At 50.0% G+C, this 12,322-nt stretch carries 12 protein-coding genes; 5 read left to right on the forward strand and 7 right to left on the reverse strand.

The annotated features are described in order from the left end of the window. Nucleotides 1–20: 20 nt before the first annotated feature. Entirely contained in the window at nucleotides 21–1,364 is a 1,344-nt protein-coding gene (locus QC823_RS07940) for a UDP-glucose dehydrogenase family protein (protein ID WP_309655826.1), read from the reverse strand. A 180-nt stretch (nucleotides 1,365–1,544) separates the two neighbouring features. Here QC823_RS07940 and QC823_RS07945 point away from each other — a divergent pair, with 180 nt between their 5' ends. From QC823_RS07945 to QC823_RS07960, 4 genes are all read left to right on the forward strand, one after another. Next, a complete protein-coding gene (locus QC823_RS07945; protein ID WP_309655827.1) occupies nucleotides 1,545–2,093 on the forward strand; it encodes an outer membrane beta-barrel protein in 549 nt (182 codons plus the stop codon). 69 nt (nucleotides 2,094–2,162) lie between these two features. Continuing rightward, nucleotides 2,163–3,170, forward strand: a complete 1,008-nt coding sequence (locus QC823_RS07950; RefSeq protein WP_309655828.1) for an NAD-dependent epimerase — start codon at nucleotides 2,163–2,165, stop codon at nucleotides 3,168–3,170. A gap of 27 nt (nucleotides 3,171–3,197) precedes the next feature. After that, nucleotides 3,198–4,034 (forward strand): glycosyltransferase family 2 protein, encoded by an 837-nt coding sequence (locus QC823_RS07955; protein WP_309655829.1) that lies wholly within the window; start codon nucleotides 3,198–3,200, stop codon nucleotides 4,032–4,034. Beyond that, the gene (locus tag QC823_RS07960) at nucleotides 4,031–4,942 is read left to right on the forward strand and encodes a glycosyltransferase family A protein (protein WP_309655830.1); all 912 of its coding nucleotides are present in this window, start codon (nucleotides 4,031–4,033) and stop codon (nucleotides 4,940–4,942) included. Before QC823_RS07955 ends, QC823_RS07960 begins: the two co-directional genes overlap by 4 nt. A gap of 26 nt (nucleotides 4,943–4,968) precedes the next feature. On the opposite strand, the gene QC823_RS07965 is transcribed toward QC823_RS07960, so the two are convergent. The 6 genes from QC823_RS07965 to QC823_RS07990 all read right to left on the reverse strand — a co-directional run bounded on the left by QC823_RS07965 (nucleotide 4,969) and on the right by QC823_RS07990 (nucleotide 10,902). After that, nucleotides 4,969–5,721, reverse strand: a complete 753-nt coding sequence (locus QC823_RS07965; protein ID WP_309655831.1) for a glycosyltransferase family 25 protein — start codon at nucleotides 5,719–5,721, stop codon at nucleotides 4,969–4,971. A gap of 78 nt (nucleotides 5,722–5,799) precedes the next feature. After that, the gene (locus QC823_RS07970) at nucleotides 5,800–6,696 is read right to left on the reverse strand and encodes a glycosyltransferase family 2 protein (RefSeq protein WP_309655832.1); all 897 of its coding nucleotides are present in this window, start codon (nucleotides 6,694–6,696) and stop codon (nucleotides 5,800–5,802) included. Continuing rightward, entirely contained in the window at nucleotides 6,693–7,985 is a 1,293-nt protein-coding gene (locus tag QC823_RS07975; protein ID WP_309655833.1) for an O-antigen ligase family protein, read from the reverse strand. Before QC823_RS07975 ends, QC823_RS07970 begins: the two co-directional genes overlap by 4 nt. A gap of 3 nt (nucleotides 7,986–7,988) precedes the next feature. Continuing rightward, nucleotides 7,989–8,942, reverse strand: a complete 954-nt coding sequence (locus QC823_RS07980) for a DUF6492 family protein (protein WP_309655834.1) — start codon at nucleotides 8,940–8,942, stop codon at nucleotides 7,989–7,991. Further along, entirely contained in the window at nucleotides 8,942–9,955 is a 1,014-nt protein-coding gene (locus QC823_RS07985; RefSeq protein ID WP_309655835.1) for a glycosyltransferase family A protein, read from the reverse strand. The genes QC823_RS07980 and QC823_RS07985 overlap by 1 nt, the downstream gene beginning before the upstream one ends. A 215-nt stretch (nucleotides 9,956–10,170) precedes the next feature. Beyond that, a complete protein-coding gene (locus QC823_RS07990) occupies nucleotides 10,171–10,902 on the reverse strand; it encodes a 3-deoxy-D-manno-octulosonic acid kinase (protein WP_309655836.1) in 732 nt (243 codons plus the stop codon). 117 nt (nucleotides 10,903–11,019) lie between these two features. On the opposite strand from QC823_RS07990, the gene waaA reads away from it, so the two are divergent. Next, nucleotides 11,020–12,318: a lipid IV(A) 3-deoxy-D-manno-octulosonic acid transferase gene (gene waaA, locus QC823_RS07995; protein ID WP_309655837.1), complete on the forward strand. Its 1,299-nt coding sequence runs from the start codon at nucleotides 11,020–11,022 to the stop codon at nucleotides 12,316–12,318. The last annotated feature ends 4 nt before the right edge of the window (nucleotides 12,319–12,322 follow it).

Raw genomic sequence — 12,322 nt, forward strand, 5'->3', positions numbered from 1 at the left:
CTCCTGAGGTACGGGTGGCGTTAAGCCGAGACGAGAAACCGTAAATTGTCTCGCCCAACGCCTATGTAGCGCAAGCCAGCAGCGGTCATACTTTCCACGTCGTAGAGATTACGACCATCAATCACCAGCTTTTCGCTTAGCTCGCCCGCAAGCCAAGCAAAATCCACGCTGCGAAATGCTTTCCACTCGGTGCAGATCACCAAGGCATCCGCGCCTTTTACCGCTTGAATACGGTCGAAAGTGAGTACCAGGTCGTTGCGATCACCGTAGAGTCGCCGGCACTCCGTCATCGCTTCTGGGTCAAAGGCTTGCACCTTGGCACCGGCGGCCCACAGCGCTTGCATTAACTCGCGGCTGGGGGCTTCGCGCATATCGTCGGTATTGGGCTTAAACGCGAGGCCCCAAATCGCAATGGTTTTGCCGCTGACATCGCCTAGTACGTTTTGCAGTTTAGCGAAGAGCGTCTGCTTTTGCTGATGGTTCACCTGCTCCACGGCGCTCAAAAGCGCTGGGTGATAACCGTACTCTCGTGCGGTACGCTCCAGCGCTTGAACGTCTTTGGGGAAACAAGAGCCACCGTAACCGCAACCGGGATAAATAAAATGGTAGCCAATACGTGGATCGCTACCGATCCCGCGACGGACTTCTTCTACATCCACCTCTAGGCGCTCGGCCAAGTTGGCGATCTCGTTCATAAAACTGATTTTGGTGGCGAGCATGGCGTTAGCAGCGTATTTAGTTAGCTCAGCCGCGCGTACGCTCATAAACATCAACTTATCGTGGTTGCGATTGTAAGGTGCGTAACAGGCGCGCATACGCGCTTCCACATGCTCGCTATCGGTACCCACCACAATCCGCGCACCGCGGGTGAAATCCTCGATCGCTGCGCCTTCCTTCATGAACTCGGGGTTTGAGCAGACATCAAAATCAAGGTAAACACTGCGCACGTTAAGCGCGCCGGCGATAGCGGCCTGTACTTTCTCAGCTGTACCTACCGGGACGGTAGACTTATTGATAACCAGTTTATAGTCATCCATGTGCTCGCCGATGCTGCGCGCGACCGCCAGCACATGGCGCAAATCGGCACTGCCATCTTCATCCGGCGGTGTACCCACGGCAATAAAGAGAAGCTCGCTTTCTTTCACGGCTTTTGTGCTATCAGTGGTAAAGCGTAAGCGTCCAGAGGCGACATTCTGAGTGACGAGCTCCGTCAAACCCGGCTCAAAAATGGGAACTTCACCCGCTTCCAAACGCGCGATGCGTTCGGCGTTGATGTCCATGCAGATCACTTGATGACCCACATCCGCTAAACACGCCCCCGCGACCAATCCGACGTACCCCGTACCAAAAACGCTGATGTTCATAGTGACTCGCTGTGTTGCGCTATCGTTTCGTTGGGGGAAAGCTTATCATGGACGGTAAAATGTGGGCGACAACACAGCACCGAATGTCACGTGGTTTATTTACGTATATCATCGGGTATGAAAGTATTCTTTGCGCCCTAACGGCGAAGTTTTTGATTTAAATGGAAAAGGGAGTTTTCAATGAAAAAAGTAATTCTTGGTCTATGTTCTATATCAGTGGTTGTATTTAATATATCAGTAAGTTCAGCTGATGCTGGGCCTTATATCGGTGGCTTCATTGGTAAAGCAGAAGTAGATGGTTTGAGCGACATTGGCGAGTCTGATATTAGCGTCGATGATAGCGACACCGTATATAAATTTTTAGTAGGGCATAGAGTCAATGATCATTTCGCTATTGAAGCCTTTTATGCTGATCATGGTGAATATTCTGTTCGTTCTTCAATATTTTCGGTAAACCTGGATGCTTCGAGTGTCGGCGTGGCAGCATTAGCCATCGCACCAATTTCACCGTCTTTTGAACTTCATGGCAAGCTTGGTGTACATGCCTGGGATTCTGATTGGGAAGTTTATGACTTAAACTACGGAGGAAGCGATAGTGGTACTGATTTCATGTTTGGTGTAGGCATGAGTTATCGTGAAGGTCCGGTCTCTCTTCGCATCGACCTGGAGCGCTATGACTATGACACGGATGTTGATACAGCAAGCTTGGGTTTGATTTATCATTTCTAGTGCTACTTTAGAATTTAATATATCAAAACTAGGGCCAATTTTGTCTTGTAAAGTTTACGGAGAGTCCATTTGGCTATTCTGGTAACTGGTGCGGCTGGTTTTATCGGCTCTGCTGTCGTGAAGCGTCTGCTTGAAAGCGGTGAAAGTGTTGTCGGCCTGGACAATCATAATGCGTATTACGATCCCTCGCTGAAAGAAGCACGGCTATCACGTCTTAGCACTTATAGCTGCTACGAGCATTTGCGGGTGGACGTTGCTGATCGGGAAGCCATGAAAGCGATATTTACTCGTTACGCCTTCAAGCGTGTCATTCATCTGGCGGCACAGGTGGGTGTGCGATATTCAATAGAGAATCCCGCGGCCTATATCGATAGCAATCTGGTTGGTTTTGCCAATATCCTCGAAGGATGCCGACAGCAAGCCATCGAACACCTGGTTTACGCTAGCAGTTCTAGTGTATACGGCGCTAATGAGCAGATGCCTTTCTCGACTCATCATACGGTTGACCATCCGATAAGCCTTTATGCAGCAACCAAGAAAGCCAACGAAGCCATGGCTCATACCTACAGCCATCTATACGGCATCCCCACGACTGGTCTGCGCTTTTTTACCGTCTACGGCCCGTGGGGGCGTCCTGACATGGCCCTTTTCAAGTTCACTCAAGCCATTCTGGCGGGGGAAGCGATTCCCGTGTATCACTTTGGCCAGCATCGTCGTGATTTCACGTATATTGATGATATTGTTGAGGGAATTATCCGTGTGCTGGAAAAACCCGCACAATCGAATCCGCAGTGGTCAGGTCTAGCGCCTGACCCGGCGACCAGTAAAGCCCCTTGGCGCCTTTACAATATTGGGAATCAGCAGCCCATTGTCTTGATGGATTATATTGCCGCACTGGAAAACGCTCTGGGCATTACGGCGAACAAACAACTGTTACCTATGCAACCCGGCGATATACCTGATACCTACGCCGATGTTGAGGATTTGGTGGAACAGTTTGGTTATCAGCCTGCTACCCGAGTGGAGGATGGTGTTGCTGAATTTGTGCGTTGGTACCGCAATTTTTATCGTGTTTGATTTGTTAACCAACCATAGTGATTTGACATGAAGCTTTCCGTCATTATCAGTACTTATAACTCTCCAATATGGTTGGAGAAAGTGCTCTGGGGCTATAGCGTACAGTCACATCAAGACTTTGAAATCATTATTGCCGATGACGGATCAGGTGATGAAACACGTCAACTGATTCATCGCTTTTGCAATGAAACAGGCTTAAATATCCAGCATGTTTGGCACGAAGATAATGGTTTTCAGAAGTGCTGCATCCTAAACAGCGCCGTACTTGCTTCCACATCCGACTACATAGTGTTCAGCGATGGCGATTGCATTCCACGTCGAGATTTTCTCAGTGTTCATGCAAATCAGGCATTGCCCGGCCATTATCTGTCCGGCGGTTACCTCAAGCTTCCTATGGTGACCAGCCAGGCAATTACCAAAGATGATATTTTGTCTGGGCGCTGTTTTGACCTAAAATGGCTGAAATCTCAGGGGTTGGCCACTTCCTATAAGAACGCAAAACTAACGGCCAACGACTGGCAGGCGCGGCTGTTCAATAGGCTGACTCCCACGCGCTGCCGTTTCAAAGGCTCTAACGGATCTGCCTGGAAAAATGATGTTCTACAGGTTAATGGCTTCGATGAAACCATGGCGTACGGTGGTGAGGACAGAGAGTTTGGCGTCAGGCTAATCAATGCCGGTATAAAGCCAAAGCATGTCCGCTACAACGCGATTGTCATACATCTGGACCATACACGAGGGTATGTAGATCCTGATATCGTCGCCGCCAACAAGCAGTATCGTCTTCACGTTGAAAAAACTGGTATAACGCGCACAGCGTTTGGCATCGAGCAACATCAGTCTTTCCATACTGCGGGAGTATGACATTGATTTTTTTCGTATTTTCCTACAATCGCGGCCCGCATCTAAAAAACTGTGTTGAGTCACTCGAAAACTGTGCTCCTGATCACCAAGTGATCGTTTATGACGACGCCAGTAACGATCCGGAAACCCAGAAAATTCTGAATGAAATCGAAAAATGTCATGAAGTAAGACGCCGCGATGATAAAGAATCGGAAAACCAACACGGTGCGCTTTACACTAATATGCAGCGCGCCCTTAATTCCGTGGACGGTGATGAACTGATCTGTTTTCTTCAGGACGACACCCAACTGGTTCGCCGGATTGATGCAGAAGACATTCGCTTGATGGAAAACTATTTTGAAAAATTCCCCACTGCAGGGTTTCTCGCACCGGTTTTTCAAAAAGCCATCACTCGGCAGCGCACACTTGAGCGCTTTGTCTATTATCCGGAGCGCGATGTTTTTGTCTGTGAGCACCGTAGCCGCAAGCAGGTTGCTGGCGTTTACTATTCGGATATTTCGATCACCCGGAGCGACCGTCTACGCAACGCCAACTGGCAATTTATTTCAGGGGAGTTTGAAAACGAACAACAGGCAAAAACGCATTTCCTTGAAATGGGTTATCTGCATGCGCCTTTTGCTATGTGGTTGCCCAATCCTCCTGCCTACCGTAACAAAAAGAAGAGCTTTACCTTTCAGCTGGCGGAAATTATCAACAAGGCGGGCTTTTACCCTTTTCACATCATGGATAATGAAACCATCAGGAAACTGCGCCAACGCCCGAAAAGCCAGGTTCCGATTGCTGAAGGTTACCTAATTGTTGCTGATAAAACGCTTAAGTCACCTTGGATCTACGACCCACTTCGGCGCTATCGCTTATTGCGCAAACTAGACAAGATTGAAGCACTGCTTAGACGTTATCGACGATAGGAACATCAAAGTTTTAGCATCAACCACTATCTTTGCATTTTAGCTTTGAACATGAAGTTATGAAACTCTCGAGCAATTTTGCCTTTCAAAAGATACCAACGCCAACGTAGGCGCATTAATCCACGCCTCGCCTGAGAAGTATCAATACCCATATCGATAGCGGACTCAAAATCAGGGTTGTGAGTAAGACAGGGAATAAGCACTCCGTAGCATTCAACACCATTTGCCCAGAACTGATCCATCTCTATATCTACAGGTTCCATCCAACGCTCACCATACTTCAGAAATTTCCTTGCAGCAGACGGAGTGAGATAATAACCAGTAGCGCTTTTATGTCCCCGCAGAAACTTTGCGATTGAAAGATCTCCTTGCTCGAAAAGCAGCCAGCTTGTCTGGTTTCGAGATTTACTCTTGAATAACCTGACACACTCAAACTCCTGTGGGAGACTAGAAGCCTGCTCTACAAAACTCAAAAATGGCCCTGGAAAGATCATGGCGTCATCTTCCAGAATAATCATTGGTTTTTCCAGCTCGACACAATGCTGCCAAACAAGAAAATGGCTTGTATAGCATCCCAGGTGCCCTGAAGTTAGGGGGATCTCGCCAATTTGCCTCGCTCTATCAGTATCATAACGGGTAAATAGCTCGTGCCCTTGCTTTCCATCGATCGCATCGAAAAAGTTGAAAGGCAGTTTCAATTCAGAAAACTGCATCTCAATTGATCGCCGCCTTTCGGTCGCTCGCTTCAGACTAATGACTATGATTTCCGGTAATTCCATTTTTTACTTATCCAGTTAACAAAGTATTTCGCGCATTGTTGCCAGCTAAAGTCTGTCTGAGCATTTCGCTCAAAACAATCAAAGTTTGAACCAACGTCGGAAAAAAACTTCAAGGTTGTTCAAATTTTTTAGCAGCTTTAGACCGGTTAATGGATTGTAAGTCCATGGTTTAGGCGGTGACTCCGGCGTACATTCAAGGTAATTCTCGGCAACCGGTAAGCGGTAGCGTTCTTGAAGTTGAGTTTCTTCGTCCGAGAGAAGCTTGAAGGGGTAAAAGCCTACACGCTTTTTCTTTTCTGCCAAGCGCAACCCAAGCGTTTTTTTCTTACCGCGATAAGCTGGTACTTCCGGCAACCACATTGCAAATGGAAGCCACATGTAAGCCATCATATCGAAAAGATCTTTTGCTTGCTTATCGTTTGCTGGCTCAGACTGATGAAAACACCATCCAGCCTCAATAAGCCGATCAGGCCTGAAAACTACTAAGTCTGAATAATGTATGCCTGCACTTTGTCCGTTATTTTTGCGGTAAAAATAACCAGGAGCTGGACCAGCCAGAGGCGTGACCGGGCTTTTTTTTAGATCGATTCCTCTGATAAAACAAGGATGAAGAAAACCAAGCGTGGGTTGGCAGTCAAATATAGCTTTGATGTCTTCAAGTTCGTGACTAGAGACAGGTCGCACCACCTGAGTATCATCCTGCAAAAAGCACACTAGCTCGCGACTCTGAAAAAGTTCGAGCGCTGTATTCATGTTGTGGTATAAGCCGCCATGTTTGATTGTGCCAACTTCCCTTGGGCCGACAATCTGGCAGGTTTTTGCGGCCTGTTCGAGATATGCCTGGGTGTCGGGGTCATCGCTGTTGTCATCAAAAATGACAACTTCAGCATCGGGAAGACACTGTTGAACTGACTCGACGCAGTTTCGCAGGTACTTTCCCCGATTGAAGGAGAATATGCAGATCGTCAAACTCATAGTGATTGCCCTCTAGCACAGGCGTGCGTTTGCAGGAAGTTTTCCTGTGCGTCATCTTTATAGCGACACCATGACCAGACAAACACCAGAGGAATCCAGCCGATCAACCAGATTGGGTGGGGGGAAATCAATAAAGTGTATTCATCTGTTAAGGTCAGAAGCACAAAAAGCCCCAGAATAACAAGCAGATGAAGTTTGTTTTCGATGCGAAGTGCATTACGCAGAATGGCGATTAATGGCAACACCAACAGCCCAGCCTGCATGACAACCCCAATAATGCCTGTGTCCATGAAGGCCCCTAGCCAGATATTGTGAGGATGATAGACCTCGAATCCCAAGTCATTCAAATCAATTTTTGCTGCATCGGTGAGTCTGAAGTCAAGGCCCGCGCCATGTCCTAACAGCAGGGATTCTGGCGGATGGTTAAAGACGGCCGTCCAGATCTCAATACGGTAAGAGGTGCCTCTTTCCTTGAACTGTTCATAGAGCAGATCGAACCCAATCAACCCGTGAATGGCCAACAAGATGGCGACAAAAACGCCGCCAATGAGGTAGAACGTTGCCGGCCTACGGTATTGATAGCTGATCAGAAGCCCGAAAAAGATAAGATATCCCAACAGAGTCACTTGAGGGGCTCGGCTCTGGCTAAGTGCCACAAAGGTACAAACAGCAATGATCGAGAGAAAAGTGAAGATAATGTCGTTGCGGTTGACGGCTTGTTGGTTGGCATGGGTTAAAAATAACCCTACTGCCAACAATGTAATGCTGATTGAAGCGCCTTGAATCGGGTGCTGCCCCATCATGCCAAGACCGCCAATGCGGGCATTAACCGAGATGTCAGCAAGCGACGATAACAGACCGGCACAAGCTCCCGCCCCGGCAAGAAATAAAAGTCCTCTTCCCCACAGGCGGGAGTATACGACGACAGACTGCATCCATATCCAGTAAGCGAGCATGCCCAGAGCGGCCTCAATACTCCAACGTACCGCCCGGATGTCGCCTGCCAGAGTGTCATCTCCGACCAGCCAGGTGGTAATGGCCATATAGCCGCAAAATGTAATAAAAATCCTGATAAAGGCATCTTTCCAGATAATCCTGTTGTACTGGTGGCTCACCAGATAAAGGGTAAATGGATAAATAAGAACATGGAAAAAAGCCCGATAGATGCTGACAGGCATAGTGATGCTGAGTAATAACCAAACGGCAAATAATAAAGGCAACCAGTTGACCAGCTTGATATTTGCGAGGACGGGCAAGTTGGCGATTGCCTTTTTAAAAGATGCGCGCATGATTCAGCGAACCTTTTCTAGCAATGATAAAAGCGGTTCAAGGTAGGTGTTCGCATCCTGTTTTACGCGCCCGCTGGCCTGGGAGTGAATTGTGACATAGTGAATATTGGGGTCTGTCAGTAGTGCGCCCACGGTGTCAACCACCTTTTGTGGGTCGGTTGTGTCGAAGAGATAGTGGCAAAAAGAAGGGATACGCCAGTCAATACTGATTTGCGGTGTCTGTTTCAACAAAAACGCCTTGTAGATACCAAACTCGGACCATCGCCGTGGCGGTCGATCCAATAAGGTGGCCCACCACTTTTTATGGGTATTGGATTCAAGGGTCGCGAGGGCCTTGCAGAGAAGTTGCCGGTCAAACACAAACGGCGTATCAAAGTACGCGTTAACTTGACGTGTATCCGATGTTGTATTCATCAAATACGCGGATTCATGAATCCATTTTTTGACTTTTCCTTTCAGTTCAGCATGATTCTGCCAGTCAGCAAAACATACGTAACTAATGTCACTGACAAAGTCATCAGCACTGGCGTTTTGAGTAACAATGACATCGGAATCAATAATAACGGCCTTATCGTAGTCAAGTTCGCTGGCGAGCATTAACTTGCACAGTTGCTGAGTATGCCAGCCAGTGTAGGACGGCCACGCAGGCCAAGAAAATACGCGCTTGAGACTGCCACATATCCGGGTCATGTTGCGACCCAGACGTTGCGAAAGCCGGCGCGCATGGCTTCTGCGACGTTCCACGTCTTCAGGTAGCACATCTCGGGTGGAGAGAAGAGTCAGCCCACTGCGTCCACGAAATTCCTCGAACAGGGCGATATCTTCATCCTGTACCACAACATAATGGTCAAATGCTGCGAGGGGGGATTGCTCCAGGGATGCGCGCATAACACGGAAATGGTCAAGGTCTCCTGCCCATGTGGGTGTGATAAACACCATGCGCTGTTTGTCGCTCATCAGCTGTTTTCTCTCTGTTCCCGGTCTCGCCAGCGAGATTGCCAGATACGCAGTGTTTTTCTTAACTTGCTGCGGGTTTTATTTCCACTGTAACGCCCTTTGGCAACATGCCGGATGCGATAAACACCGGGTAATGCAATCGGTTCTCCTTGGCTACGTAATAGCCAGCGGAAGGCACGATCTTCATGACATTTGGCAAAGGTGTCGACGGGTTGCTGGTAGACATTAATGGCGCGGCAATAGCCTACGCGTCGGCACACATCGCCATGGGCAATCTGTAATGGCCCAGTGGCCTTGGTAATCGCTCGGGAAGTGAAGGACGAGGTATCAATATCCAATACTTGCGGCCCATTGTTAACCGCCTGGAGCAGGGGGTTGTTTTCCGTCAGTAAGTCAGTCGTTCGTTCTTCTTGCGGAAATACTAAGACATCGTTGCGTCCCTGAAGGCACTCTGACAGGCCATCCAGACAGTTTTCTCGAAACATAAGATCACAATCGGTAAACCAGACCCAGTCGGCCTGTGTCGCCAACGCTGCGCGGTTGCGTCCGATACTCCGGCGAAAAAGCGACTGTCTAGGAATCGGTTGCCAGTTCCAGGTAACGCCTGGTGCCTGTTGTTTTTCGAAGAAAGCCAGCAGCTCAGCCGTTTTTGTGTCCTCAGGGCTATAGAATACCGTCATGGTGACATCGAGTTTTCGGGGTGGGAACAGCACCAGAGAACTAAGCTGGTAAACCAGAAAGTGGGAATAGTTCCAGCAGTGACTGACGACTTCCAACTTAAGGTGCCCTGTTTTAGTGGCTCTGTCTTGTTGCGCTGGTAAGTTGGGCTCAAACCATTCCGGCGGTATTTTTCCGCCGGCTGCAAAGCGGAAAAAAGCCAATTGTATCGTATTCCACATCATTGATTTTCCGAGCAATGCGATTTTATGTGGCTGATGACGGAAATCATGCAGGGCAGCCACACTGTTAAAAGAAGCAAAGTCTAACACAGCCCGATAAGTCGCCTCATTCATAACACAGACGTGAAGTGCTAAATAATGGCGCTACCATGTTCCGATGAATGAGGCTGAGTTATCGTCGCTTGCTAATCTGCGTTCTACTCTATTCGGCAAAGCGTGGCCTCATTACGAGCTTGTTCCGGCGGTCGAGGTGATCTAAGAAGCCAGTTTCTTGACGGTAGGAGGGGGCGAAAAAGACTTTTTAGCTGCACCAATATGGATGAGCTTGATTAACGTCTCGTACGATACCCTTGAAGAATAGAGATGATTGACATGGTGGGATTTAACTTGTGTATGGATCTTTCAAGTCTCTTTAAATTCATGCTTTGCCATTTCCCCGGAGAGCGTAGACGACAGCGGTCAAGATCAATCAGCCATGGCGTACCTTGCGGTTCAAGTAAAATATTGCGCGCGTTGAGGTCCACATGGTCTAAACCGTGATCGTGAAAGCGGCGAATCATGCGCCCGACGTTTTCTAGCGCTGTATTTAAGGTTTTCCCTGATATTCGCTCATCGCTAAGCCAATCGGCCAGGGCTCGTGCGCCAGGGATGCGCTGGGTGATCAGCGCGGCCTCATAGGTGAGACCATGGCGGGTGACGCAAGCGGCGGTAGGGCGGGGCACAGGTAAACCTTGAGCAAAAAGGGCAGCCGTTAAGCGCATTTCACGAAAGGCACGAGTATTCTCGCGGCCTGTCCATATATAGCGCGACTCGCTTAGCTTGGCGATGAGGCCACCGCGGCGGTAAGGGCGCAGCACCCACTGCGTGCTTGCGCCAGGGATGGGTTGAAGGAACAAGCTGCTACCTCGCCCCGGTGCTTCGCCTTTGATCAGCGCGCGCTCACGCCAGTAGTCGGGCGTAAAGAGGGCGGACTGAATTTGGTGCGATCCCAGCGCGTCACATAAACTGTCAGCGTCGTATAGAATGATGCTTTTTTCTTGCTGGAGGGTCACTAGATTCATGAAGCTCTTGTTTGCCCGCTCAATTCGATTACGCAATGTCATTGCTGCACTCTATCCTGCTATATGTAGTATTTCTACAATGGCGATGATCGACACCATTTTGGACCGCGAGCGCTGATGTCTGCCTGGGCGCGTTATTTATATTCTGCCACGCTTTATACGCTTTCACCGCTGATAGGATGGCGCGTTTGGCGTGAGCAAGTGCCCACTTACTCACGCCTTCAGCGGCTGGGATTCGAGCGCGAGTCGCGCCTTGAAGGGCCGCTGATTTGGCTGCACTGCGCTTCTGTTGGCGAAGTGCGCGCGGCAACGCCGCTGATCGGCGCGCTACTAAACGCCTACCCCCAACACTTCCTGCTCGTCACTACCATGACCGCGACCGGAGCGCAGCAGGTGCAAGCACTTACACACCTTTCGCCGAATCTACATCATCGCTTTTTGCCGCTGGATTTCCCCGGCAGTGCTAAGCGCTTTGTGCGCTATTGGCAGCCTGCGCTTGCGATCATGTTTGAAACCGAGCTCTGGCCTAACCTGTTGCACGCTTGCGCGGCTGAGCACATCCCAGTGGCCGTGGTGAACGGGCGCTTGTCGGCGCGGGCCTTTGCGCGCTACCAGCGCTTCCCGCGTTTGATGGCGCAGACACTTGGCAATGTCACCTGGCTGGCGGCGAAATCCGCTGTGGATGCCGAGCGCTTTAAAACACTGGGTATGCCCGCCGAGAGAACGCAGGTAGTGGGCTCATTGAAATTTGAAGTCACGCCCCCTGACAAGGTTTGGGAAGAAAGTGAGCGCTTACGTCAGCGTGTGTTTGAGCCGGCCGGCGAGCGCCCTATTTGGGTGGCTGGCTCGACCCGCGACGGGGAAGAAACCCACGTACTCGCCGCGCATCGTGCACTGCGCAACACGTTTCCCGAGGCGCTTTTAATCTTAGTGCCCCGCCATCCGCAACGTTTCGATGAAGTGGCGCGCATTTGCGAGCAGGCAAGTTTTAGCGTCGCACGCCGAAGTAAACAGCAGCCGGTGACGGCGGATACGGCTGTCTACCTGGGCGATACGCTAGGCGAACTGGGTATGTTTTATGCGGCAGGCGATGTCGCTTTCGTTGGCGGCAGTTTGGTGCCGCTTGGCGGTCACAACGTGGTGGAGCCGGCAAGCCTGGGGCGCTTTACCCTTTGCGGGCCATCGCTGGAAAACTTCGACGATGTCGCCGCCCCGCTGATTAAGGCCGGCGCGCTTAAGCCGGTCGCCGATGCCGAGGCGTTGGGGAGTGCGCTGATTGATGCGCTCCACAACCTCGCTGCCACGGCGCAAAAAGGCGCGCAGGGGCAGCGGGTGGTGGCCGCCGAGCGGGGCGCGTTGGAGCGCACCCTTGAGGGGCTTGAGAAGCTTATTTCACAGGCGCCGAAAAATAAGTAAGTGC

Source organism: Vreelandella vilamensis (assembly GCF_031451755.1).
Lineage (GTDB): Bacteria > Pseudomonadota > Gammaproteobacteria > Pseudomonadales > Halomonadaceae > Vreelandella > Vreelandella vilamensis.